A 25,776-nucleotide genomic window follows, 5' to 3' on the forward strand; every position below is an offset into this window, starting at 1 on the left:
TTAATTCCTTTTTGCTCAAGTAACCGAATGATTATTATCCAATTTCGTTGTCTTACGATATATTCCCTCCTTATCTACTACAGATTATATCGTAAGACAAAAAGAAACGAATGTTCCCCATCAAAAAATTGTTATGAACGAAACAAAAGAGTTCAGCCTATTGACTGACGGCAATTCATCTCCACCTGAATTGTTGGGTTTCACCCGTAACACAAATCAGATGGAGTCTTCTTGCCGAAAAGGATAAAAGGAGACGAAAAAGAAACCATTAGTAAAACTCACTGTAAACTATTCGTTTACAAAATAAAAAAGAAAGAATAGCTCTATGTTTGAGCTATTCTCTCTCACTTCTATTAAAACAAATGAATGTTTTCTTTCTTGCAAGCTTCACGTAAATCATCAGGCCATACAGAAGATTGAACTTCACCGATATGTGCTTTACGTAAGAAGTACATACACATTCTTGATTGGCCGATACCACCACCAATTGTTAATGGTAGTACGTCTTCTAAAATACCTTTATGGAAATCATACTCACGTTTGAAGTCTTCACCAGTTTTCGTTAATTGCTCATCAAGTGCTTTACTATCAACACGAATTCCCATTGATGATAATTCGAACGAAGCTTGTAGTACTGGGTGCCAGAATAAAATGTCACCGTTTAATTTCCAATCATCATAATCGGACGCGCGTCCATCGTGCTTTTCACCTGAACGGAGTGCATCACCAATTCCAATAATAAAGACTGCACCGTGTTCTTTCGCAATTGCATGTTCACGATCTTTCGGTGTTAATTCTGGATATTTATCTTCCAGTTCTTGAGAAGTAATGAAAACAATTTCTTCTGGTAAATACTTTCCAAGGAACGGATACTTTTCAAATAAGTGACCTTCCAATTCTTTGAATATTCCATAAATTGTTTGTACTGTTTTTTGTAAGTAATCGATAGTACGCCATTCTTTTTGAACGATTTTTTCCCAATCCCATTGGTCAACATAAATGGAATGCGTTGCATCAAGTTCTTCATCACGACGAATCGCGTTCATGTTTGTATATAAACCTTCACCAGCTTCATATCCGTATTCATGTAATGCGAATCTTTTCCACTTCGCTAGTGAATGTACAATTTCTAATTCTTCTCCTGAATGTAACATATCAAATTCAATTGGACGTTCTACACCGTTTAAGTGATCGTTTAATCCTGATTTCTTCGTTACGAATAATGGTGCAGATACGCGGAATAGTTCAAGGCGCTTTGCTAATTGATCCTCGAAAAATGTTTTAACTTCCTTAATTGCGATTTGAGTCTCTCTTACTGTCATTAATGATTGATACATGGTGGTTTCCTCCTAAAATGTTTGGATGTTGTGAAAAGAAGCCAACAAAAAAAGCCCTTCTTTCCCAAAAAACTGGGACGAAAGACTTTGGTTCCGCGGTACCACCCAAATTAGCAACAGAGGTTGCTCACTTATACAATACGGAGATTAAAAAATCTCGATACTGTTCTTCTTGTAACGGCGAAGTTCCCGGCTAAGTCTACTTTCCTATAAAGGATTTCGGTTAGCGACTCCAGGAGGTTCTTCATAATAGGCTTCGTATCAGGCTCACACCGTCCCTGACTCGCTTAAACTACATCCTACTACTACTCGTCCTTTCATAGTCGTTTTATTGTCACATCTCTGAAACATTTTATTAATGATTATTCTATACAAAAAATAGATAAAGTCAACAAAAAGTTTTAAAAAATTTTTCAATTCTTTATTTTATGCCTTTACCGATTGTTCTTAATATAACATTTTTATTTCCTTTGTCTCTTCAATCCAAAAAACATTTCACTAATTGAAACTAACATATATACAACAACTAGTGTGATTGTTCGAAATATAGAATCCGCAGTATTTCTTATTATTTTCATTTTCTTTATAATTCCTTTCAGTTTACTCGCAATTTCATGATATACTATAGCATTCAAGCAGTTTGTTTTTATTTAAAGCAAGCATAGTCATTTATCGATAGTATTTTTCTAAAACATTGGCTATTATCAAATCAGATTTTTTATATAACGGAGTGATCATATGAGTAAAACGAAAGCAAAACCGAAAAAAGGTGTAGGACAAGGTACAGGAAGTAAAGGATGGAACCGTTGGCAATCAAGTGCGAAAAAGAAAGCTGCAAAACCATACAAAAGTAAAGGTACAAAGAAATAAAATAAATAGTGGGAGATGAACAACTCCCACTGATTAAAGTTTCACTTTATCTCTTTACTTTGTACAAAACAAAATATAATTATTACAACAAAAAAGCTATGCTTTCATCTCTATGAAAGCATAGCTTTTTCCATATTAAATCATAAGAATATCGCGGATTTCTTCCTCCGTAATAGAAGATAACTTCTCTTCTCCTGGCTCGATAATTTCAGCGATTAAATTTTTCTTACTCTCTTGTAACTCGTGCATTTTTTCTTCAATTGTTCCATGTGCTACTAACTTAATCACTTGCACTGTATTTTTTTGTCCCATTCGATACGCTCTATCCGCAGCTTGTTGTTCAACAGCTGGATTCCACCACAAGTCGTACAATATAACTGTATCTGCACCTGTTAAATTTAGTCCTGTTCCACCAGCTTTTAACGAAATAAGAAATAGATCCCCTTCTCCTTCGTTAAACCGATTGCATAGCTCTACACGTTCTTGCGCTGGTGTACTCCCGTCTAAATAAAAGTATGGAACTGCTTGACGATTTAATTCACGTCCGATTATCGAAAGCATCTTCGTAAATTGGGAAAAGATAAGAATTCTCTTCCCTGTACTTCTGCATTCCTCCAAAATTTCTAGCAACTGATCAAATTTAGCTGAACTACCTTTATAGTCATCAACAAACAAAGCAGGATGACAACAAATTTGCCGTAGTCTCGTTAAACCAGCTAAAACCCGAATTTTATTTTTACGTAACGTATCTTTATCCAAATGTTTTAACGTTTCTTCTCTTAACTTTGCTAAATAAGCTGCGTAAAGCCTCTTTTGATCTGGTAAAAGTGCTGATGATTGTAAGTGCTCAATTTTTTCTGGGAGTTCATGTAATACATCACCCTTTAACCTTCTTAACACGAAAGGTTTTACCCTCTTCGCAATATCTTCACGTCTTAAATCACCGAACTCTTTTCTTCCCGGTAATAATTCTGGGAAGACGACGTGGAAGATAGACCATAGCTCTTCTAATGAATTCTCTACAGGTGTTCCCGTTAATCCAAAACGGTACTCTGCTTGAATCGTTTTTACTGCCTTCGCAGTTTGCGTCGTATGATTTTTAAACGCTTGTGCTTCATCAAGAAATAACGTATGAAATGGCTGCGCATATAACCTTATATCTCTTCTCAGTAAAGGATATGACGTAATTACTACATCAAATTCCGTTATATCTTTTAAAATTTTTCGGCGCTCTGCTTGATTTCCATCGGCAATAACTGCTCTAATATGTGGAGCGAATTTTTTTAACTCGCTAAGCCAGTTGTAAACGAGGGACGACGGAGAAACAACTAATATAGGCAGTTTCTTCTCTCGAATTTCCGGCAAAACAGAGTCTATAAAAGCAATACTTTGCAACGTTTTCCCCAGTCCCATATCATCAGCTAAAATGCCGCCAAAACGATAATAGGCAAGTGTTTTCATCCACTGGAATCCGTATGCTTGATACTCTCTCATTATCGCATCTAAGCCACTTGGCACCGCAAACTTCAGCTTTTTAGGGTTTTGAATGTTCTCTACCAATTCTTGAACAGACTCATCTAAACTTAATACGTTTCCTTCTTGCAGTGAATTCATCCATTTCACACTACGAATAAGAGGGACATCTATTTCTTCGCCCTTTAAAAATTCTTTTCGAATACTAGATTCTTTTATAAACTGATTAATATCATTAAACTCTTTACTCTCAAGTGATAGTAGAGCACCACTTGCTAAACGATAATATTTCCGTTTCTCCTCAAGAGCGACTAATACCCCTTTAATTTCTGCCTCTGGAATACCTTTTATATCAAAGCGGAATGATAACCAATCAATTCTCTCTTTCCTTCTAACTCTTATAAGAGGAGCTGTGTCTCCCTTATGAATTCGTAATTTGATGGCTGACGTCGCATAAATATCAACTAAACCTTTTAACGTTGGAACAGCATGATATAAAAAGTTATACTCAGCTTCTTCATTATGCATAAAATAACCGCCTTCCGTTTTCGCGAAGGCACTTTCACTCATAATGTCTAAAATCTCTTTTTCCTTTTTCTCATCACGATTAAAAACAGATGGCTGCCCATCCTCTTCTAACGGATTAATCACGACGTTTCCATAATGAAATTCGAGACCTGCTAACAAACGATTTTTCACTCGATCTAAATACAATTTTGCTTTTAGCGAAGGCGTTTCAACACGATCTGATATTACTTCATCAATTCGCACAGTACCAAGCTTCATTAACCCTGGTACAACTTTTGCTACAAAGTGTTCCATCTTATCTGCTGGAATATACAATTGGTTACTACTAGAACGATTCATCATTTTTTGTAATTCGATAAGCCGCTTACAATCCTCAGCGTTCAACTGATACAGTTTCCCTCCAAATAGAGCATAACTATACGTATCCATTACTTCTACTTGTTGTAAGCCGTCAATATAAAGTGTAAACCCACCGTTACTCCCTTTATTAAACTCAAAATGTAAAGGAAGTAGCCCTTTTGAAATTTGTAAACCGTGAAAAGATTTTCCATCTTGATTAAGTCCCACAAACTCAACTTTAGAAAGTAAAGAAAGCATATCCTTCCATGAAGCTGGCGGTATTAAAATCATACTATCATCTTGTTTTGCATGTACTTCCAGTGTATCCTCATACATTTTTTCATTATGATAAATTTTAATTAGCTGCTGAATAATCGCATCCGTTTCTTGCCTGAAGCTATGTACATCCGGTGTATATGTAAATTCATTTGAACAATTATAGGACTCTCTTTTCTCCACATTGGAAAGAAATTCTCTAATATGATTTACAAAATACATCTTGGCGAGTTTAAACTGAATACCTAGCAGTGCCCCACCATTTTTCGTAACTACTGGCGTACATATAAATTCAACATGAAGTATTTCACGTGTATCAAAACGGTGTTGTTTACTTTTTGGTCTTAATGGTTTTTCTGCAAATAAATGAAACATCCCGCTTGTTAATTGTTCATTTCCGCTACTAATAGGCACCATTCCACCGGTTTGCTGATTATAATTTATTTGTATCAATACTGCCGCAACATGTTGACAGTATGTTTGAAAAGACGCTAACGAAGGACAACTACATTTCGCAACAACATCACCTTTTTTAGCTTTTTCTACTGTAACATGAAAATCTTCGTTCCCTTTTACCGTCGCTTCGCAAATTTCTTTATTTTCATCATAATGATTTATTATTACTTTATTTGATTTATAATAAGCTTCGCCTCTTTTATATGAGGTTTCTCCGCATACTTCTTTAATAATCGATTTATTTATTGTAAAACTCATTGTTTTGACACTTCCTTACTTTAAAACCAGTTTCTCTTAACTAACATTTTACATGCTCCAAGAGAAAATATAAAATGTAGATTTAATAAAAAAAGATGCTTGTATATAAGCACCTTTTTTCACTCTATCTCCATCAACCGTTTCGCCTCAAAATACAACACTTGAATAAATTTCTTCGTATTAATTCGTATATGGCCAGAAGTTGCTACTTCATCCTTTGTCATTTCTGTCATTCGTTTTCTAACTACAGTGAAATCAAAAAATTTCGGAGCATAGCTTTCAAATTTCGGATTTGAAAAGTCTGTTAATCCAAGGGAAGCTAAGTGATTTAACGATTGATAAATCGCTCTACGTACCCTTTGTTCAGATGCTTTTCTCTCCTTATCTATATCTGCATCTGAAGCTATATTCTCTAATTTTCTTATAGTTATATGGTGAAAGATATCTTTTAGCGCAGGAAATCCAAATTCAAACGTTTGCTCTTTTTCTTGTCCATATAAATATTCCAACATACTAAGTAAATCTTTACTTCCATTCTCTCCCGCAATACCGAGTTCTGATAATAAATAGCGCCCTGAATCTGCTATTCTTTTTCCTTCCTGCATTGGCTCATTTCGAACTTGCGGCTGTTCCCACTTAAAAACGTTATTCAATGATTTTTGAATATCATGTATAGAGCGCTCTAAACGAATACGTTCCATTACTTTACGTACAACAGATACAACCTCAATTTTATTTAATGGTTTTGTAATATAATATTCAACACCAAGTGTATACGCCTCACCAATAAGCTGTTTCGATTCAACTTGAGAAATCATAATGATTTTCCCTGTAAAGGAGGACGCAATATGGCGAACTGTTTCAATCCCATCTCGCATTGGCATTAATAAATCAATAAATAAAATATCTACTTTTTTAAAATTCAGTTGATCTGCTTCAATAAAAGCTCCATCTTCCGACTCTCCAATTACTTCCCCAAGATCGCCATCTTCAATAATTTGTGAAAGCATGGAGCGGAAAACTTCATCATCATCTACGATATAATAAAACAACTTCATTCTCCTTCCCGCTTTAAACTGCACTCCGGTAAACAAACGATAAACTTACACCCTCCGCCAGTTTCTCGGTCTTCTAATCTCACTTCTCCTCCGAGCTCTGTTACCATTTCGTTTATGTAAGAAAGTCCAATACCTGTTGAAGGTGTTCCCGTTTGATCATACTTTGAAGTAAATCCTGGCTTAAATACTAATTTTTTATATTTCTGTGCAATACCAGGTCCATCATCAATTACTTCAAAGAATATATGTTTATCTCGTTTATATAGCTTAATAATAATGAGACCTCTACCCTCAATTGCTTCAACTGCATTTGCAACTAAGTTATTAAAAATGGATAAGACCGTGTACACATGATATTCTGCATGCTCACCTTCTATATGTTCCGAAAAACGTATATCTTTTTCTAACATTTCAGCATACTTCTCATTAATTCTTACAATCATTTCCGCTAATTCATGTCCTTCTACATACTCAGCCACATTTTTATCTAATAACAGTTTAGATAGTCCTGCAAAAATTCTTTGATTATCCTTTTTGATTTCGTGCACTTCTCCTGCTATTTTTAATGCTGTTTTGCTATTTAAATCATCATTCGCTTGTAAGTTTCGATATAGTTGATATGCTTCTTGTGTAATTAACTCGGCATTTTGTAACGTTTTTTTCAAATGGACAGATTCCACATATAAATTAGAGAGGTACATTAACATATTTTCATTTTCTTTTCGAACTTGTGATTCTTTTAATTTTGTTTCATATAAATTCATCATATTTAAAAAACCAAGTGCAAAGAAACTACGGAAAATAGCAATAATAATTAGTTTATTCACTTCAGAAACTGTTATCGTTGTCCCCAGCACTAACATATGATAAAACGCAAGTTCAGACATACTTGCGATAATTTCAATTGTAATTCCAAGACATCCTATCACAATTGGCTTCTGATGAAACTTATTCACCCTACAAAGCGAAAAAAGACTTCCATAAATAAAATAATAAAAGAACACAGGATAACGCAAATAAAATGATTCTGTCATATGGAATGAACCTTGCAATACCCAGTCAAGACATACACGAAATAAGACTACAGATATACCTACAAGAATACCTGCAGCTGCTGCTGGCACTCTTCTTAAAAATAGTAATAAAAAGAAGAAAAGCGGTGTCCCGAAACTAACACGAAACATATCATTAAAAGGATGAAAATTCAGCTCTCCAGCAATCGGAACAACAACCATTAATATAATTAAAAGATACATATCTTTCTTCCATAATTGATTCCAATTCAAAGGTGCCACTTCCTATGCTTTTTTTCAATTGTAAAAGTGAAAGCCCGCTTATAATTATAAACGGGCTTTATTTCTATATTCTAACCTTTTCTACCGCTTTTATTTGGCGATACTCCGGTTCCCATATTGCTTCTTTTACTGCAATCTTAATATCGTCATCACTTAAGTTCTCTCTAGCAACACCTTCTGCAACTGCAACTTTCGCTACTTCAATCGCAACCAGTTCAGAGATATTACGTAACTCTTCAACTTCTGGCAAAATAGGCGCTCCTGGCTGACTTGTATCTACCATACTTGCAACTGCTTCTGCTGCTGCTGCGAACATTCCATCCGTCATGACGCTTGCACGAACAACAATTGTACCAAGACCTAGTCCTGGGAAAATAAGTGCGTTATTTGACTGTCCAATCACATACGTTACACCGTTATATGTAACCGGTTCAAACGGACTTCCTGTTGCAACTAATGCTTTTCCTTCTGTCCACTCGATTAAATCTGCTGGTTTCGCTTCAGCAAGTGGCGTTGGATTCGACATTGGTAAAATGATTGGTCTTTCTACGTGAGAAGCCATTTCTTTAATAATTTCCTCTTTAAATGCGCCTGCAACAGTAGATGTACCAATTAAAATTGTCGGTTTTACATGTTTCACAACTTCAGTAAGTCCGATAGCATCATTTTGTTTCCAATCACTTACTTCAGCTTCTTTTCTTGCATATGGAATTTGGAAATCAAGAAGATCTTCCATATTATCTGTAACCAACCCATTACGGTCAATACACCAGAAACGATTATGTGATTCTTCGTCTGATAAGCCGACACGAACCATTGCATCTCTTACTTGATCTGCGATACCGATTCCAGCCGTACCAGCACCAAACACAACTACACGGTGTTCACTTAACGGTACACCAGAAGCTTTTACTGCCGATAATACAGCAGCAAGTGAAACTGCCCCTGTACCTTGAATATCATCATTAAATGTACAAACGTCATGACGATATTTATCTAAAATTTTTCGTGCATTTCGAGAACTGAAGTCTTCCCAATGTAGAAGTGCTTTCGGGAATTGTTTATTTACCGCTTGAACAAACGTATCAATAAATTCATCGTAAGCTTCACCTGTTATACGAGGGTGACGATTTCCAATATAAAATGGATTGTTTAATAATTCCTCACGATTTGTACCTACATCTAAAATTACCGGTAATACACGGCTAGGATCGATTCCAACTGCGGCCGTATATACAGCCAATTTCCCGATTGCGATGTTAATTCCACCAACACCCCAATCACCAATTCCTAATATACCTTCTCCATCCGTTACAACGACTAAATCAATGTTTTCAGCTGTTGCACCGATATTTGCAAATGCATCTTCAATACCTGATGGATCGTTAATTGATAAATAAATGCCACGTGGTTTACGGTATTCATGACTATATCTTTGAATTGCTACACCTACAGTTGGTGTATATACAATCGGTAACATTTCACGTAAATGCTCTGTTAAAATACGATAAAATAACACTTCATTTCGATCATGTAACGCTGTTAAGTATACATTCTTTAATAAATCATCCGGCTGAGAACTAAATTGTTCATATGCTCGGCGTGCTTGTTCTTCTAACGTTAAAACCGCTGGCGGTAATAACCCTTTTAAACCTAACTCTTCTCTTTCCTCTTGTGTGAAAGCTACCCCTTTATTTAAAAGTGGTGTTGATAATACTTCTGCTCCTCTTAATGTTGTTTCTAATGCACCATTAGAAGCCACTGTAAACTTACTCATAACATCCCTACCTCTATTCATATATAGCATTTCTATATTGTAAACAAAAAAGAGGGGATTGTCCCCCTCTTCTTTTAATTTTTCTTTAAAAGAGTTGCTCCTGCAATCCCTGGGTGTGTCATTTCGAATGGATCTAGAATTAACTCTAATTCTTCTTGTGACAATACACCATTTTTCACACATAGTTCTCGAACGGATTGCCCTGTCGCAATTGCTTCTTTCGCAACGCGAGCTGCTGCTTCATAGCCGATATGAGGGTTCACGGCTGTAATAATTCCTACACTCTTCTCAACGTACTCTTTTAAGCGATCTTCATTCGCCTCAATTCCTTTTAAGCAATTATCTGTAAAGGCACGGAAACCGTTATTCATAATGCTAATAGATTGAAGTAAGTTGAAAACAAGTACTGGTTCCATAACATTTAATTCTAATTGTCCTGCTTCTGAAGCAAGGCAAATTGTATGGTCGTTACCAATTACTTGGAACGCAATTTGATTAATTACTTCTGGCATAACAGGGTTTACTTTCCCTGGCATAATAGATGAACCTGGTTGACGAGCTGGTAGCATAATTTCCGCTAATCCAACGCGTGGACCTGATGCCATTAGACGAAGGTCGTTCGCAATTTTAGACATATTCATCATACATACTTTAAGTGCTGCAGATACTTCAGTGTACGCATCCGTATTTTGAGTTGCATCTACTAAATCTTCTGCACCAACAAGTGGTAGTTCACTAATTGTAGCTAAATGTTTTACAACTGCTTCAATATATTCTGGATCTGCATTTAAGCCTGTACCAACTGCAGTTGCTCCCATATTTACTTCATATAAATGTTGACGTGATTGCTTGATACGTTTCATGTCACGTTCAAGTACGCGGGAGTATGCTTTAAATTCTTGTCCAAGACGAATTGGCACAGCATCTTGTAAATGTGTACGACCCATTTTAATAACATGATCGAACTGTTCTGCTTTTAATTCAAATACATCATGCATATAACCCATTGTTTGTAATAAGCCTTCTAATGCATTTAATGTTGCAATATGAATCGCTGTTGGGAATGCATCGTTTGTTGATTGTGCCATATTTACATGACTGTTTGGACTAATATAATCATAGTCTCCCTTTTCCATTCCTAATAATTCAAGGGCACGATTGGCAATGACTTCATTTGCGTTCATATTCATTGAAGTTCCTGCACCACCTTGAATTGGATCAACGATGAAATGATCATGCCATTTCCCCTCAAGGATTTCTTGTGATGCTTCTGCAATAGCACCACCCTTTTTCAATTCCAATCTTCCTACATCTGCATTAGCAAGTGCTGCCGCTTTTTTTACAATTGCTAACGCTTTAATTAAGCCTTCATGGACTTTGTACCCTGTAATCGGGAAATTCTCTACTGCACGCATTGTTTGTACACCGTAGTACGCATAATTTGGTACTTCTTTTTCACCTAAAAAATCTTTTTCAATTCGTACTCCATTTTTAACTTCAGTTAATGTTGTCATGATTACTCACTCCTTAACAATCTCTTACGCTGCTTTTGTTTGTTTGACCGTTTCTACATATTGTTTTGCTTTCTCATCATCGAATTCGCCTTCCCACTTCGACATAACAATGGCAGCTAATGCATTTCCTAATACATTGACAGCTGAGCGAATCATATCTAAAATGCGGTCAATTCCCGCAATTAATGCGATGCCTTCTAGCGGTAAGCCCATTGATCCTAACGTCGCTAATACAACAACGAATGATGCACCCGGAACTCCCGCCATACCTTTGGATGTTAACATGAGAACGAATAATAGCGTTATTTGCTCCGTCAGTGACATGTGTACACCGTACATTTGTGCAACAAACAATGCCGCTAACGCTTGATAAATAGCTGATCCAGTCAAGTTAAATGTATAACCTGTCGGAATTACGAAAGAGGCAACTGCCTTTGGACAACCGAACTCTTCCATTTTTCTCATTATATTAGGTAAAACAGCTTCTGAACTTGCTGTCGTAAATGAAAGAATAAGTTCTTCTTTTAAAATTTTCATTAATGTAAAAATATTTACTCCAACCATTCGCGCATTAATACCTAATACAATCACAACGAATAGTATAACAGTTACGTATACAGCTAGCACTAGTTTTCCTAAAGGAAGTAGTGTTGCTACACCAAATTTCGCAACCGTAACAGCAATTAATGCGAATACACCAAATGGTGCGAATTTCATCACTTGATTTGTAACCCAGAACATCGCTTCGAGCACACCTTCAAAAAAGTTAAAAACAGGCTTTCCCTTTTCACCGATTGCTGCAACTCCTAAACCGAATAGTACTGAGAAGAATATAATCGGTAATAAGTCACCTTGTGTAATAGACTCAAATATATTTTTCGGTACAATATGAACAATCGTTTCTGCAAAGCCTTTCTTCTCTGTTGCATCTGCTGTTTGTTTATAAGAAGAAATATCACTTTGTTGTAAATTACTCATATCAACGCCAGTACCTGGTTGGAATATATTTGCTGCAAGTAATCCCATTAAAATAGCAATCGTCGTAATAATTTCGAAATAAAGAATTGTCTTACCACCCAGTTTCCCAAGCTTTTTCATATCGCCTACACCAGCTACCGCAACAATTAATGCTGAAATAACAATTGGTACTACAATCATCTTAATTAAGTGAATAAATATATCCCCAATTGGTGTGATATAAGAAATCGCCGTTTTATTGCCATAAAAGACTGCCCCTACTACAATCCCTAAAACAAGCGCGACAAAAATTTGTGTTGCCAATCCGAATTTTTTCATTTATGTTCATCCCCTTCATGCGAACGCTTTCAATTTGAATTTATAAAAGCTACTCACACATCATATAAGCGAACCTACAAAATCATACAAAAACCTACAAGTTCGTCACAAAAAATTCAAATTTATTTCTTATAATATTCATTGACACTTTTTATAAAAAAGAAATAAAATAACCTTGATAAAACATCAGATTATTTCGTATAATCTAAAAGATATACGTATTCTAAATAAATGGGGATGAAAAGGAGTGGATGTTATGAAAAATCACGTGAAGAAGTTCATCATATCTATTTCTTTTCTATTTCATTTTCTTACGAAGGAACAAAGGCATTCGCCTTTGTTCCTTTTTTATTGCAATCTATATAGGGGGAATTGTTATGAAACCATATAAACGCGTCTTAATTAAACTAAGTGGCGGCGCACTTGCTGATCAATCTGGAAATAGCTTTAATTCCAAACGATTAGAACATATCGCAAACGAAATAATATCCATTATTGACCTAGATATCGAAGTATCCATTGTCATCGGCGGCGGTAACATTTTCAGAGGTCATCTAGCTGAAGAATGGGGAATTGATCGTGTAGAAGCTGATAATATCGGTACGCTAGGTACGATTATTAACAGCTTAATGCTTCGCGGCGTTTTAACAAGTAAAACAGATAGAGAAGTACGCGTTATGACTTCCATCCCTTTTAATGCAGTAGCTGAACCATATATTCGCCTACGTGCAGTACATCATTTAGATAACGGTTATGTTGTCATATTCGGTGGTGGTAACGGGCAACCATTCGTTACAACAGATTACCCAAGTGTACAAAGAGCCATTGAAATGAATAGCGACGCCATTTTAGTCGCAAAACAAGGGGTAGACGGTGTCTTTACAAGTGATCCAAAATATAATAAATCAGCGAAAATGTATCGAAAACTGAACTATAACGATATTGTTAGGCAAAACATACAAGTAATGGATCAAGCCGCTTTATTACTTGCTCGAGATTATAATTTACCGGCACACGTCTTTAACTTTGATGAGCCTGGTGTTATGAAAAGAATTTGTTTAGGTGAACATGTTGGGACGTTGATTAATGATGATGTTTCGATGCTTGTGCATGAAAAATAGTATTTTCCATTAACAAAGGGTGCCTTTTATAGACACCCTTTGTTTGTTCGTTAATCCTCACAAATAAAAATCAACCAATCCCGCAAATTTCTCCTTACAACGCTCCCAAAAAGATAACTTCTCAAAAAACTCTTTCGTCATTTCTTTCGAGTCATGAAAATCTTGTGTTAACGCCTCATTCACTTCTGATACGATAGATCCACCATGAATATACAAATTCATCTCATCATTAATATAGAAGCTACGTGCAGTAAAGTTTGTAGTACCGATAACAGTTAATTCATTATCAATAAGCATTAACTTTCCATGAAACATACCTTTTTTATAACCGCATACAGTAATCCCACTATTAACAGCTTGACGTATGTATGGATATGCCGCCTCTTTAATAAGAGGAATATCTGGTTTATATGACCAAAGTATTTTTACTGTAACGCCACGTTTTTGCGCCGCGATTAAAGCGTTCATTAATTCTTTATTTTTCGCTATAAAATAAGGTGTTGTAATTACAATTGAATGTTTCGCTTGTTTTATTAACTTTATATATTTTTCAGCGACATGATGTCCATTGTAGCTAACCATCGTATGTAATGTATTCCCTTTATTCGCTTTATTCGTACTTCTTTTTATATGTTCTTTCGTATCTCGTTTCCAATCTAAAGCGAATTGCTCTTCTAAATCTTTTGCTCCTTCTCCTCTAAGCCGCACATGATAGTCACGCCAATATCCAAATCGCTTATCTTTCCCTAAGTACTCATCCCCCATATTAAACCCACCTGTATAACCGATTTCCCCATCAATTGTTGTAATACGGCGATGGTTCCGATGATGTAGAGAATAAAATCCAAATGGCAATTCAGGTTTTCTACTATATGTAAAATGAACACCACTTTCCCGCAATTCATTTTTCATCTTTCTTTCAAATGATAAATCATTAATTAAATCAACCGATAAATATACGTTTACTCCTTCTTTCGCCTTCTCCTTTAATAAGTTTAAAAAAGTATGGCTACTTTTATCATCCGATAAAATATAAAAATAAGTGTAAATAGATTGCTTCGCTTCACTTATATCAGTAAATAACTGTTTATAAAACGACTTCCCTTCTACATATAATTGAAAGTCACTATAATGAGGCGCATACTCTGTCGGCATATTTTTCCCGGCTTCCATTTTCCTTCCGAGCGTAACGTCAATATGCATCCAAATTAAAATAACAACGAAAATAGCAATAATAATAGAAGTGACTCGCAATATTTTTTTAATCATTTTGATTTCCTTCCACTCATATTACTTACTATTTCGTAGTGTTTCATTAAAATAAATTTTCATTCAAAATGCATTTCCTACTTTTTGGATGTTACAAAGTTAAAGGAGAGCAGACTATGAAAAGAGCAAAGACTCCTATTATTTTTATCCCAGGTCTTTTCGGTTCAATGAGTAATATTATTATTCCTGGTACCGGTAATTGGAACTTTGGGCTTTCTTCGTTTATTTATGAACCATTCATTATGATGTTAGAAAGTATCGGCTATGAACGAAATAAAAACTTGTTTATCTGTTTTTATGACTGGCGTCAGCGTATTGCTTTTTCCACTCAAAAATATTTATTAAAAACAATTGCCTATGTTAAAGAATTTACAGGGTGCGACAAACTAAATTTAGTTTGTCATAGTATGGGCGGGCTTCTTGCACGTTCTTACGTTCAAAGTGAAGAATATGAAAATGATGTGGAGCAACTTATTATACTCTGTACACCAAACGCTGGATCTCCCCCCAATTATAGTTATTGGACTGGAGGTGCTCTCCCAGTACATACATCTTCTAAAATAAATATCGTTCATTTTTATATGGAACAATACATTCACTACGTAAGCACCTTACACAAAATGAATAAAGTTGAAGCGATACACCGTTACTTTCCAGGATTACAAGATGTTATCCCTTGTAAAGATTACGGAAATTATTTATTTATAAAATCTGGCTCTGCTATTACATTTCTTCCTTATAACAAGATGAAAACGAAAAATCCATTCCTCGATACATTAAATGCAAATAGATTTATGATACAGAAAAGAAATATTGAAACTATACTCATTGCAGGAGATGGAGTAGAAACGATTCAATATTTACAAGTCGTCCCTTCACATTCAAAACTGGAATGGACAGATGGAAAAGTCGTCGGTGATATACTTACAAAACATGGTGATGGTAACGCTGTTCTACATAGTGTTTTTCTTCTAGAGGGAAATAAATATGTTGTGCATGCTTCACATAACGAAGTTCTCTACAAAAGCATTCCTATATTACAAAAGATACTTTAAATTACGAATACAAAAAAGGTGTGGCATTGCGCCACACCTTTTCATTAAATGAAGTTCCTTGCATCATTATTTCTTCCAAACTTATAAATCGCAATTAAGAAGAACGCTATCGCAAAGGCGAATAAGATTAAAATATTTAAATACAAATCTGAAAACGGAATTCCTTGCTGTAATTTCGAAATCGTGTCCATTAGCCAGCGTTGCGGTAAAAAATCAGCTATTTTTTGTACTGTTTTCGGCATAATATCATATGGAAAATAACATCCCGCTAATAAACATGTCGGCACAATAACAACATTTTGCATCGCATTTGAAGCAGTTGAACTTTTTGAAAAAGACACAATGACTAATGATAAACCAATTGCGATTAAAGCAAATATCATGAGTACACCAATCATCACTGTGAAAGGCATATTTATATTTGTATGAAAAACATACTTCATAAATAATACGGCAATTACAATTTGCACTGTTAGTATAATCATATTCACCGCGACATTAGATAATATAAATTTCTTTCCATCTATCGGTGTCGATAATAATCTAAAATACGTTCTGTTCTCTTTTTCTTTTAAAATAATTCCAGATAAATTCGCTGCCGAAAATAGCATAAACATGATAAGATAACCAATCGTTTGATTTGTCATATCCTTATTTTTCGAAGTATCTTCAAGTGTCTCTGCTTTTACTTTAAATGAACCTTTTTGATATCCTGCGTACATACTATCAAATTCACTTTGATCTGTTCCTGCCACTTTACTAATAGCTGCTACATTATCAATATAGTTGTATAAATATGATTTTATAAATCCTGTTACTTGCTCACCTTTAATCGACGAAATCTCAATATGACCAGGTTTCCCTTCTCGAACACTTTCAGAAAAACCAGAATCTAATGTAACAACACCATCAAGTTTTTTTGAAGTGAGTTTATCTTCCACTTCAGATTCCTTAATTTTACTAATATTTACATGATTGAGTCCTTCTAAAAATTTCACTGTATCATTTGCGATAGGCTGATTCTCTTTATTTATAACCCCAATATTTAACGTTCCTTGCCCTACATTCCCATATATTGAAAAAGAAATGAGTGTTCCTATTATCGGCAAACTTACAATAAGCAATAATCCTTTTTTATTTTTTAAAAGCGCAGCTAATGTTTTTCGTATGAGCCATAAAATATCTTTCATATTACAGCCCCTCCCGTCTACGTAATGCGATAATCGCAATTAATAAAAAGATTGCTGAAATTCCAAGATTTAAAGAAATAACCGGCAGTGCTGCTCCTATGTCATTTGCATAAATAATTTTCATAATAGCTGTATTGGCCCACGTTAATGGCGATAAATTCGTAACGATATTTTCTTCCACCACGAAATAAGCACCGCCAAAAATAGAAGCTAATTGCACAACAACCATAATAATTGCTCTAGATGCCTCACCTGTTTTTGTAATATATCCGATTCCTAAACCGAAGCTAATTGCTAGAAAGACTTCTGTTAGTAAAATAATAAATATGATTCCAAGATGGTCGCCCCAATTCGCTTGAAAAACAAATTTACTAAATAAAACGACGAGTAATAGACAAAGTGCATTCGCTACAAGACTACCGAGCACTTTCCCAACGAAAATCTCAGCTTTACTTATAGGTGCTGCAATTAAACGATCTCCTGTTTTACGTATTCGTTCTCCTCGAATTAAAAAACTCGCCCCCATTGCAGCGTACAGTGCAATCATCGTCGTCATTACAACCGCATAGTAATCCATAGAACCTGGTTTTTTAGCAGCTTGTAAAGATGTTTCTTTAATATAATCATTATGATTTCCGTTTGAAATAACTGCGCTAACCTTACTCGGATCTACTTTTGCAACTTCGGCCACTACGTTGTACTTATCAACAAATGTTGTAAGCATGCCTTCCACAATACTTCCCTCAATACTACTTTTGTCACTTCCGTAAAATTTTGCACCATCTTTATTTAACTCTACATAAGCAGCATATTTATTTTGCTTCACTTCTTTTTTCCCATCTATACCTTCGGAAACTTTTTTAAAATGAATACCTGATTTATCGACTTCTTTCGTAAACGCTTCAAACGATTGAGAAAACGTGCTACTCGCTTCATCTTTATATAGCACTTGTATATCCTTAATCGCTTGACTATCGCTATTAAATGCGTTACTTAACGCTGTTCCTAATACAAGCATAAGCACAATCGGAAATGCTAACATGAAAACTAAAGTTCTTACGTCCCTGAAATCTCTTTTAATGTGCATCACTGCAATGTTAAAGATGTTCAATTGATGAACCTCCCTTTACCTTTTCTTCATTTACCTTTTATTTATCTCGTAAGTTTCTCCCAGTCAACGTAAGGAATACAGTTTCTAAGTTCGGAGCCTGCTCCTCTAACGAACGAATTTCAATGTCATGATTAATAAAGTGTTGAATAATTTTATTTAAATTATTTAATCCTGCATCCGAGTTTACCTTGATTACGTTCTCTTCAATTTGAACAGCTTTCACACCATTTATCTCTTTTAAATTTTCTACATCTAAATTTTCTACTGACTTTACTTCAATCCAAATATCTTTCGTATCTGTAATAATCGCTTTTAACTGTTCTTTCGTTCCTTCTGCAATTACTTTACCGTGATCGACAATTGCTATTTTCGTACAAATCTCTTCTACTTCTTCCATGTAGTGACTCGTATAAATAATCGTACTTCCCATTTCATTTAATTTTCGGACAGACTGAAGAATGTAGTTCCTTGACTGCGGATCAATTCCAACTGTCGGTTCATCCATAATAATTAACTTCGGTCTATGAGCGATTGCACAAGCTATATTCAGTCTTCGTTTCATCCCGCCAGAAAAGTTTTTCGGATAACTTTTATGTTTATCACTAAGGCCTACAAATTGAAGTGCTTCCTCTACTCTCGCTTTTAGCTCGGCTCCTCGTAATCCATACAATCCAGCAAAGAATTTCACATTTTCATAGGCAGTTAACTCTTCATAAATCGCAATATCTTGCGGAACGATACCAATATTCATTTTCGCAAATCGATTATATTTCTTTATATTCTTTCCTAGTATGCTGATTTCACCTTCATTACTTCTTAACAAACCAGCAATCATATTAATCGTTGTACTCTTACCAGCACCATTCGAACCTAAAAAGCCAAATATTTCTCCTTCTTTAATAGATAAAGACATATTATCTACCGCGATGAAATCACCAAATTTTTTCGTTAAATTTTTAATTTCCAATGTGTTCATCATTTCACCCCTATTTCGGTTTCTCTGCTTTTATCCCGCTATTTGCGGTCAGTAAGACTCCCACCTCAAAATTCAGCTGGTGCAAAGAAGTTAGGCGGGAGTCGGGCTGCCTGTAAATGCCCGATTGGTTCAACTAACAATCAGCGGGGAAAAACAAAACCCCCACTGATTGAAGTTTCACTTTATTATAAACAAAAAGAATGAACCTGCTCAGTGCAGAAGTTCACTCTTTTCACATGAGATTATTCACTTTTTTCATATGAGATGATTCATCCTCGTCTCATCCTCTTATATCGGCAATAACATTGTTACTGAAAAACCACTTGTTCCATCTACAATAATTTTTCCGTTTACTGATGCTGTTCGCTCCTCCATCCCCATAATACCGAGGCCTTTCTTAACAAGAGCTGCACCTTTACCATTATCCTTCACTTGTACTTTCACCATCTTGTTCAGTACATGAATATCTATTGAAATGACTGTCGCATCAGCATATTTCATCGCGTTTGTTAGTGCCTCCATAACATTTTCACCAATAATCTTCCACTGAATTGGTGAAATCATATCTAAGTTCCCTTTATATACGAATGGAATATTTATATCATGCTTACCAGCAAATTCCTCTATGAATAATTTCATACGATGAATACCAATTTGCTCAGTTGGTGGCTTCATATTTTTTAATGTAATCCGAATGCTTTCAATTCCATCTTTTGAAATATGAATGGCATTTTGTAATAATTCCGCAGATTTTTCTTTATCTATTTCCATTAATCTCTTTGCTGCTTCCATTTGAATTAGTGCACCTGTCATTGAGTGACCAATTTTATCATGAATTTCTTGAGATAGTCGATTTCTTTCCTCTAATTTAAATGTGTATTCAGATTGCCTTATGTAATCTTTATTTTCATTTAAGCTTTTCGTAAGTCTTTGTATGTCTTTTCTCATTTTATCATTTTGCATTTCTAGTTTTAATAATCGTGCTATATAGCGATGAGCTATCGTTAAGGAAAAAAAACAAAATGCACTAATAAGTCCATACGTCATTTGAATACCTTCACCTATAAAAATAATAGGAAGAATCATAATGAAAAAGATTAACCATTTCTTTTTTATGTAATAATTTGCAATTTCATATAAGTTCAAAGGTAAAAATAAAATAAAAAACGGATGAACCTTCCATGTAAATAACATAACTACGCCAATTGACACACAAGTTAATATGTTTTTGTACGTATCTTTTTTAAGTATAGAGATCAACACGTTTACAGAAAGATATAAAAGCAAAGTAAGTATAATCCATGGTAAGTTCGTAACATTTAAATGAATGTAGCTAAACACTATATATAAAAAGACAATAAGTTTACTTACAGTTAACCAAAATTCCATAACATTAATCTACTTTCCCTGTTAAGTAATAAATCGCAATTTGTGTGCGATGTTCAAGTCCAGTTTTCCCTAAAACTGATGTAATATAATTTGCAATCGTTCCTTCAGATATGAAAAGTTGCTTCGAAATTTCTTTATTTGAAAAACCTTTCGCAATTAATGCGATAATACTAAGCTCTCTTTCTGTGAAAAGGCTCTTATCAATTTTAGATTCTTCTTCTCTACTTTCCATTAAATTAGACTTAATTTTATCAAGTACTACATCTTGCATAACAGTTTGACCGTTATATACTCCTTTTATTGCATCACGGATACGCTCTGGATCGTTATTTTTTAACAAATAACCTTTCGCTCCGTTTTTTACTGCATCCAAAATATATTCATCATCATCAAACGTCGTTAAAATGAGAGGCTTCGTTTTTGTCTCTTCACAAATTATTTTCGTCGCCTCTACCCCGTTCATGTTTGGCATACGAACATCTAAAAGCGCAATATCAACATCATGCTTTTTACAATACGCTACAGCTTCTTTTCCATCATTTACAGTATCTAATACTTCGAACTCTTCATATGTATTTAAAATAATTTTCATACCTTCTCTAATAAAAGAATTATCATCGGCTATTAATATTTTAATTTTCATGTTTGTTAGTATGGACCTTATCCTACTAACATTCACATCCTTTCTCCATGTAGCATTTCCTCTTTGCTCATTATATACTTCTCTTTACCATTTTTTCACACCTTTTTCATATAGCCCTCCTGCTAAAAATATATTATTCTTTTTTTACAACATGTGTAGGGTGACTTATCATTTCTTACGTCTATATAATAGAATGCGTCAAAAAGGAGGGAGAGACCGATTGAGGAAAAACAATTAATTGAAAAAGCACAGCAAGGAAGCGAACATGCTTTTCGTTTCCTTGTACAAACATATCGTCATTATATTTTTCAAGTTATCTTTTCTATTTTAAGACATGAAGAAGATGCTAAAGATGTTACACAAGAAGTATTCGTAAAAATCCACGCCTCTCTCCCAAATTATCAATTTCGCGGATTAAAAACGTGGATGGCACGTATTGCCACCAATCACGCTATTGATTATAAGAGAAAAAAAGCTAGAGAAAACGAAGAACTCTCCTTATGTAAAGAAACTGCGGAAAATATAAAATCCTCTCATAATATTGAGGCTTTATTATTGACGAAAGAGCAAAAATTACTCATTGCTCAAAAACTGAGAGAACTTCCCGACAATTACCGTGACGTCGTTCTCGCACATTACTTAGAAGAAAAAAGTTATCAAGAAATTGCTTTGCAAGAAAATATTGAAGTGAAAACAGTCGAAATGAAACTGTATCGGGCAAGAAAATGGATTAAAAAACATTGGAAGGAGGAAGAGTTTCTATGATGCATTATTCAAAAGAAGATTGGCGCAATTATACATTAGATGTTATATCAAACAATGAACGTGAATCTATGGAAGAACATCTTTATGAATGTGATCATTGTTTAGCACTTTATATGGAAAGTATTGATGAACAACATGAAAACCTTCCAATGATAAATGATGATTCATTTACGAACGAAGTTATGACGCAAATTAATTTTGAAACGTTACAACCTAATGAAAATATAAAAACAAACTCACTAAAGCGTACAATTATTCACTACATAATTGCGACTGCGGCTACAATTATTTTTATGGTAAGTGGTTTATTCCAGTATATTTTCACAGCGACATCAAATTTCGAGAAATCTTCAAAACATAACGAGTCTTCTATCTCACAACAAATTGTAAACAAATCGGTAGACACATCAAAAAAGGACGGAGGTTCAAAGCATGATTAAAAATCCCTTTTTAGCACTTGTATTAGGGCTAATTCCTGGGCTTGGACATTTATATTTAAAGAAATTTGGACGATTTATTTTATATAGCGGAGGGGCTTTATTTCTATTTATCTTTGCAGCATTTTGTACAATAGCATTAGGAGCGCGTGATATTGCTTTTCTTTCTCTATTTTTACTAGTCGTGTTATGGGCGATCAATTTATTAGATTTAGTTATCACTATTATTAACCAATCGAAAAAACAAGCTGCCGGAGAATTTACAGAGTCCTCTAAAGAGAGCGAACGATTTTATATCATTCTCCTATCAATCATCCCTGGACTTGGTCATTTCCAATTAGGGCTTATGCAGCGAGGTCTTACATTTTTAGTCGCTTGCGCAGGCTTAGGCAGCATGATTATATTTGTGACATTATTAACATCTCAAGGAAGTTTCCTTATCTTCCTTATTACGTTACCTGTTTTATGGATTTATAATTTCTTCGATGTTGTTCAGCAACTACAGAAAAAAGAACGTGGCGAGCAATTAGTTGATCGTACTATTTTTGAAGACTTTGAAGAGCACCGAGAACAAGGAAAGAAAAGTAAAACATTTGCTTCTATTTTAGCGATGTTCCCTGGAGCAGGACATATGTATTTAGGCTTACAACGCCGTGGTCTTCAGCTTATGGCAGCCTTTTTACTATCTATTTATTTGCTCGACTTATTAAGACTTTCTGCGTTTTTATTTTTAGTACCAATCATTTGGTTCTATAGCTTTTTTGATGCGTTACAGCAAACTGCAAAATACGGAAAAGAACGTGTAAATGACGAACCTATCATTGACTATTTTATAAATCATCAAAGATGGATCGGTATTGGGTTAATTACACTCGGTGGTTATTATTTATTAGATCAAACAGTCCTTCCTATTTTGAATGACTATTTTGCAACTATATTTAATATTCATCTTAGCGAACTATATTATCGCTATTTCCAAACATCTATCGTTGCTCTCCTTTTAATTGGTGGCGGCTTTAAATTGTTACTTGGAAATAAAGAAAACAAAGGTGGTACAAACGAATGAGAACATGGCGCGTTGGAACATTCTCAATGGGGCTCTCCATTATTACATTAGGTTGCTTTTTACTATTTTCAGTCGTAAAAGGAGTTCAAGCATTAGATACATTAACAGCCTGGTGGCCTGTTTTACTTATCATACTTGGCGCTGAAATTTTACTATACCTTCTATTTTCTAAGAAGGAACATTCATTTATTAAATATGATATTTTTAGTATTTTCTTTATCGGAGTTTTAGGAAGTGTTGGAATTGCTTTTTACTGCTTATTATCAACTGGATTGCTAGAAGAAGTTCGTCATTCTATTAACACAACTAGACAAACGAGTAATATTCCAGACGGACAACTTGATATACCTGAATCTATCAAAAAAATCGTAGTGGATGCGGGGCATCACCCTCTAACGATAGAGGGTGATAATACAAATCAAATTCATCTTTTTGGAACATATGAAATGACGACAAAAACAAATGAAAAACCTAATTTAAAAAGAGATGATTTCCTTTCAGTTCAAACGGCTGGAGAAACGATGTATATAACGTTAAAACCATTACCGGTTCAGCATACGTTATTTAACTCAACACCACAGGTGAAACAAACACTCGTTCTTCCGCAAAATAAAAATGTAGAGATCCGCGCTTCAAATAACGAACTATCTCTTTATCCAGGTCAATTACAAAATAATTGGTTTATACAAAACAGTTCAAACGTATCTGTTCATTTAACTAAAGAAAGTGATGTTTCTTTAACAGCCGTAACAAATCAAAAAGAAACTCACGGAAACACACCTTGGGAACAAGTAGAAGATTTAGCGAAAAAAGAAAATAATTCTTCAGAAGAAAATCCAGAATTAAATGGGCAAGAACATTGGTATAAAAACTCGATAAAAACAGGAAATGGAACGTACAAATTAAATATTGAGAAAGCTTATAATTTAAATATGAGCGTTATCGAAAAATAAGAAACCTTCCACAATTGTGGAAGGTTTTTCTCATATAATCGCTTTTATTCCTTCTAAAATTAATCCAATCATAAAACCACAAACAGCCCCGTTCACACGAATCCACTGCAAATCTTTACCGACATTATTTTCAATCATTTCGATTAATGTTTTATCATCTAACTTATCAAGGTTTTCTTGCACAAGCTTTCCAATTTTCGAATGATTCTTTTCAACAATAGTAACAACTTGTTTTTGTAACCAATCTTCTATTTTTTGAACAGTCAGTTCGTCTTCTTTTATTTTATTCATTTGTGTTTGTAAGAATGGAACAACATATTTATCAGCAAATTCTTCATTCTTCACAAAGGTAACTGCCCTACTCTGTACTTGCTCTAGCATTTCTTTTATTTTGTCTGTAGCATCCCAATTTGCAATCCATTTTTCTTTCCAATTCTCTAATTCCTGTAATAAAGATTCATTTTCTTTTACATTTATAATCTCTTGACGAATTTTCGCTAATATAAGTTGTCTTGTGCTATTATCTGCATCTTGTAAGCTGTTAATATTGCTAATGATAAACTTCTGCAAAATGCCGCCGATTTTATCCTCATCAACAATATTCATAAACGATTTCAAAGTAAACTGTAGGAATCCATCTACTTTTATGTTTTCCATCGCCTTCATGCCTAAGCTTCCGAGCTGATAACGTGCTTCATCTTGAGCTGTCCAATCTTTCACTTTTACTAATATGTAATCAAGTGTTTTTTCATCATATTCTTGCACTACTAATTGATCCACGAGAACTTGTAATATGTTACTTGTGTTAATTGTATGCAAATACGTTTTTAATTCTTTTTCAATAATAACTGCTAATTTTTCCGTATCTATTTGAAGAATCGCTTTCTCAGCAATTGTTACAATTCCTTTTTTCACAGCGTCAGACTGTAACTCTTTCTCAGCAATTTGCAGTACCATTTGTGCTAGCTGCATTTCTTTTACTTTACTTGTAATACTTTCTTTCGTCAGCCATTCATTTTCTAACGTAGAAACGAGACCCTTTGTTACCCGTTTCCGATTTTTAGGTAATAATGCTGTATGTGGAATTGGAATTCCCAACGGATGACGGAATAAAGCTGTAACCGCAAACCAATCCGCAAGTCCACCAACTAACCCAGCTTCAAATCCCCCTTGAATAATCTCCCCAGCTACCGTTCCTTGAAAAGGGATGGAAGCCGCAAAACCTACGCCCATAACCCCAAGCGAAATACCCGCTATATATTTAGTCTGTAATGACATCGTATACACATCCTCTTATTATGTAAAATAAAGCTTTTTGTTATTT

At 34.7% G+C, this 25,776-nt stretch carries 21 protein-coding genes and 1 other annotated feature; of the genes, 7 read left to right on the forward strand and 14 right to left on the reverse strand.

Annotated features, from left to right (window positions below):
- Nucleotides 1–353 precede the first annotated feature (353 nt).
- On the reverse strand, nt 354–1,337 hold the full coding sequence (gene asnA, locus ABH960_RS08915) for an aspartate--ammonia ligase (RefSeq protein WP_201032922.1): 984 nt from the start codon (nt 1,335–1,337) through the stop codon (nt 354–356).
- A gap of 70 nt (nt 1,338–1,407) precedes the next feature.
- Nucleotides 1,408–1,667: a binding site (T-box leader), on the reverse strand.
- Nucleotides 1,668–2,075: 408 nt separating this feature from the next.
- On the opposite strand from asnA, the gene ABH960_RS08920 reads away from it, so the two are divergent.
- The gene (locus ABH960_RS08920) at nt 2,076–2,207 is read left to right on the forward strand and encodes a DUF3934 family protein (protein ID WP_000047589.1); all 132 of its coding nucleotides are present in this window, start codon (nt 2,076–2,078) and stop codon (nt 2,205–2,207) included.
- Nucleotides 2,208–2,342: 135 nt separating this feature from the next.
- Here ABH960_RS08920 and ABH960_RS08925 read toward each other — a convergent pair whose 3' ends face one another.
- From ABH960_RS08925 to ABH960_RS08950, 6 genes are all read right to left on the reverse strand, one after another.
- The gene (locus ABH960_RS08925; RefSeq protein WP_404444542.1) at nt 2,343–5,537 is read right to left on the reverse strand and encodes an SNF2 helicase associated domain-containing protein; all 3,195 of its coding nucleotides are present in this window, start codon (nt 5,535–5,537) and stop codon (nt 2,343–2,345) included.
- 119 nt (nt 5,538–5,656) lie between these two features.
- The gene (locus ABH960_RS08930; protein WP_002135525.1) at nt 5,657–6,589 is read right to left on the reverse strand and encodes a response regulator; all 933 of its coding nucleotides are present in this window, start codon (nt 6,587–6,589) and stop codon (nt 5,657–5,659) included.
- Nucleotides 6,590–6,591: 2 nt separating this feature from the next.
- Nucleotides 6,592–7,890, reverse strand: a complete 1,299-nt coding sequence (locus ABH960_RS08935) for a sensor histidine kinase (RefSeq protein WP_087946990.1) — start codon at nt 7,888–7,890, stop codon at nt 6,592–6,594.
- Nucleotides 7,891–7,954: 64 nt separating this feature from the next.
- Nucleotides 7,955–9,667: an oxaloacetate-decarboxylating malate dehydrogenase gene (gene malS, locus ABH960_RS08940; RefSeq protein WP_016092869.1), complete on the reverse strand. Its 1,713-nt coding sequence runs from the start codon at nt 9,665–9,667 to the stop codon at nt 7,955–7,957.
- A 74-nt stretch (nt 9,668–9,741) separates the two neighbouring features.
- Nucleotides 9,742–11,181 (reverse strand): aspartate ammonia-lyase, encoded by a 1,440-nt coding sequence (aspA, locus tag ABH960_RS08945; RefSeq protein ID WP_002086363.1) that lies wholly within the window; start codon nt 11,179–11,181, stop codon nt 9,742–9,744.
- Nucleotides 11,182–11,205: 24 nt separating this feature from the next.
- Complete coding sequence (locus ABH960_RS08950; protein ID WP_002086365.1) at nt 11,206–12,477, reverse strand: cation:dicarboxylate symporter family transporter; 1,272 nt, start codon at nt 12,475–12,477, stop codon at nt 11,206–11,208.
- A 377-nt stretch (nt 12,478–12,854) separates the two neighbouring features.
- On the opposite strand from ABH960_RS08950, the gene pyrH reads away from it, so the two are divergent.
- The gene (gene pyrH / locus ABH960_RS08955) at nt 12,855–13,598 is read left to right on the forward strand and encodes a UMP kinase (protein ID WP_003188660.1); all 744 of its coding nucleotides are present in this window, start codon (nt 12,855–12,857) and stop codon (nt 13,596–13,598) included.
- Nucleotides 13,599–13,655: 57 nt separating this feature from the next.
- On the opposite strand, the gene cls is transcribed toward pyrH, so the two are convergent.
- On the reverse strand, nt 13,656–14,867 hold the full coding sequence (gene cls / locus ABH960_RS08960; protein WP_404444548.1) for a cardiolipin synthase: 1,212 nt from the start codon (nt 14,865–14,867) through the stop codon (nt 13,656–13,658).
- A 116-nt stretch (nt 14,868–14,983) separates the two neighbouring features.
- Between cls and ABH960_RS08965 the strand changes: the two genes are divergently transcribed.
- On the forward strand, nt 14,984–15,922 hold the full coding sequence (locus ABH960_RS08965) for an esterase/lipase family protein (RefSeq protein WP_404444551.1): 939 nt from the start codon (nt 14,984–14,986) through the stop codon (nt 15,920–15,922).
- Between the two features lie 44 nt (nt 15,923–15,966).
- On the opposite strand, the gene ABH960_RS08970 is transcribed toward ABH960_RS08965, so the two are convergent.
- The 5 genes from ABH960_RS08970 to ABH960_RS08990 form a co-directional block, all read right to left on the reverse strand.
- Nucleotides 15,967–17,112 carry an ABC transporter permease gene (locus tag ABH960_RS08970; RefSeq protein ID WP_404444554.1) on the reverse strand — a complete coding sequence of 382 codons (1,146 nt, stop codon included), beginning with the start codon at nt 17,110–17,112 and terminating at the stop codon, nt 15,967–15,969.
- A 1-nt stretch (nt 17,113) separates the two neighbouring features.
- A complete protein-coding gene (locus ABH960_RS08975; RefSeq protein ID WP_404444557.1) occupies nt 17,114–18,223 on the reverse strand; it encodes an ABC transporter permease in 1,110 nt (369 codons plus the stop codon).
- Nucleotides 18,224–18,260: 37 nt separating this feature from the next.
- The gene (locus tag ABH960_RS08980; RefSeq protein WP_404444560.1) at nt 18,261–19,199 is read right to left on the reverse strand and encodes an ABC transporter ATP-binding protein; all 939 of its coding nucleotides are present in this window, start codon (nt 19,197–19,199) and stop codon (nt 18,261–18,263) included.
- Between the two features lie 288 nt (nt 19,200–19,487).
- The gene (locus tag ABH960_RS08985; RefSeq protein WP_404444563.1) at nt 19,488–20,588 is read right to left on the reverse strand and encodes a sensor histidine kinase; all 1,101 of its coding nucleotides are present in this window, start codon (nt 20,586–20,588) and stop codon (nt 19,488–19,490) included.
- A 4-nt stretch (nt 20,589–20,592) separates the two neighbouring features.
- Nucleotides 20,593–21,231 carry a response regulator gene (locus ABH960_RS08990; protein ID WP_377867292.1) on the reverse strand — a complete coding sequence of 213 codons (639 nt, stop codon included), beginning with the start codon at nt 21,229–21,231 and terminating at the stop codon, nt 20,593–20,595.
- Between the two features lie 237 nt (nt 21,232–21,468).
- Here ABH960_RS08990 and ABH960_RS08995 point away from each other — a divergent pair, with 237 nt between their 5' ends.
- Genes ABH960_RS08995 through exsE form a run of 4 tightly spaced genes read left to right on the forward strand, consistent with a single transcriptional unit; the run spans nt 21,469 to nt 24,452 of the window.
- A complete protein-coding gene (locus ABH960_RS08995; RefSeq protein WP_404444761.1) occupies nt 21,469–21,996 on the forward strand; it encodes an RNA polymerase sigma factor in 528 nt (175 codons plus the stop codon).
- Nucleotides 21,993–22,436, forward strand: a complete 444-nt coding sequence (locus tag ABH960_RS09000) for a hypothetical protein (protein WP_404444566.1) — start codon at nt 21,993–21,995, stop codon at nt 22,434–22,436. The genes ABH960_RS08995 and ABH960_RS09000 overlap by 4 nt, the downstream gene beginning before the upstream one ends.
- A complete protein-coding gene (locus tag ABH960_RS09005; RefSeq protein WP_404444569.1) occupies nt 22,429–23,499 on the forward strand; it encodes a hypothetical protein in 1,071 nt (356 codons plus the stop codon). The genes ABH960_RS09000 and ABH960_RS09005 overlap by 8 nt, the downstream gene beginning before the upstream one ends.
- Complete coding sequence (gene exsE / locus ABH960_RS09010) at nt 23,496–24,452, forward strand: exosporium protein ExsE (RefSeq protein ID WP_404444572.1); 957 nt, start codon at nt 23,496–23,498, stop codon at nt 24,450–24,452. Before ABH960_RS09005 ends, exsE begins: the two co-directional genes overlap by 4 nt.
- 30 nt (nt 24,453–24,482) lie before the next feature.
- Here exsE and ABH960_RS09015 read toward each other — a convergent pair whose 3' ends face one another.
- Nucleotides 24,483–25,730: a DUF445 domain-containing protein gene (locus ABH960_RS09015; RefSeq protein ID WP_219301952.1), complete on the reverse strand. Its 1,248-nt coding sequence runs from the start codon at nt 25,728–25,730 to the stop codon at nt 24,483–24,485.
- Nucleotides 25,731–25,776: the final 46 nt, after the last annotated feature.

It is taken from the genome of Bacillus sp. RC252, from assembly GCF_044909215.1.
Lineage (GTDB): Bacteria > Bacillota > Bacilli > Bacillales > Bacillaceae_G > Bacillus_A > Bacillus_A mycoides.

Bases quoted from the DNA above. Each gene is read 5' to 3' on its own strand.
- ABH960_RS08990 (WP_377867292.1), bottom strand. From the start codon at position 21,231: ATGAAAATTAAAATATTAATAGCCGATGATAATTCTTTTATTAGAGAA.
- ABH960_RS08970 (WP_404444554.1), bottom strand. From the start codon at position 17,112: ATGAAAGATATTTTATGGCTCATACGAAAAACATTAGCTGCGCTTTTA.
- ABH960_RS08965 (WP_404444551.1), top strand. From the start codon at position 14,984: ATGAAAAGAGCAAAGACTCCTATTATTTTTATCCCAGGTCTTTTCGGT.
- aspA (WP_002086363.1), bottom strand. From the start codon at position 11,181: ATGACAACATTAACTGAAGTTAAAAATGGAGTACGAATTGAAAAAGAT.
- ABH960_RS08950 (WP_002086365.1), bottom strand. From the start codon at position 12,477: ATGAAAAAATTCGGATTGGCAACACAAATTTTTGTCGCGCTTGTTTTA.
- exsE (WP_404444572.1), top strand. From the start codon at position 23,496: ATGAGAACATGGCGCGTTGGAACATTCTCAATGGGGCTCTCCATTATT.
- ABH960_RS09015 (WP_219301952.1), bottom strand. From the start codon at position 25,730: ATGTCATTACAGACTAAATATATAGCGGGTATTTCGCTTGGGGTTATG.
- ABH960_RS08925 (WP_404444542.1), bottom strand. From the start codon at position 5,537: ATGAGTTTTACAATAAATAAATCGATTATTAAAGAAGTATGCGGAGAA.
- pyrH (WP_003188660.1), top strand. From the start codon at position 12,855: ATGAAACCATATAAACGCGTCTTAATTAAACTAAGTGGCGGCGCACTT.
- malS (WP_016092869.1), bottom strand. From the start codon at position 9,667: ATGAGTAAGTTTACAGTGGCTTCTAATGGTGCATTAGAAACAACATTA.
- cls (WP_404444548.1), bottom strand. From the start codon at position 14,867: ATGATTAAAAAAATATTGCGAGTCACTTCTATTATTATTGCTATTTTC.
- ABH960_RS09000 (WP_404444566.1), top strand. From the start codon at position 21,993: ATGATGCATTATTCAAAAGAAGATTGGCGCAATTATACATTAGATGTT.
- ABH960_RS08920 (WP_000047589.1), top strand. From the start codon at position 2,076: ATGAGTAAAACGAAAGCAAAACCGAAAAAAGGTGTAGGACAAGGTACA.
- ABH960_RS09005 (WP_404444569.1), top strand. From the start codon at position 22,429: ATGATTAAAAATCCCTTTTTAGCACTTGTATTAGGGCTAATTCCTGGG.
- asnA (WP_201032922.1), bottom strand. From the start codon at position 1,337: ATGTATCAATCATTAATGACAGTAAGAGAGACTCAAATCGCAATTAAG.
- ABH960_RS08985 (WP_404444563.1), bottom strand. From the start codon at position 20,588: ATGGAATTTTGGTTAACTGTAAGTAAACTTATTGTCTTTTTATATATA.
- ABH960_RS08980 (WP_404444560.1), bottom strand. From the start codon at position 19,199: ATGAACACATTGGAAATTAAAAATTTAACGAAAAAATTTGGTGATTTC.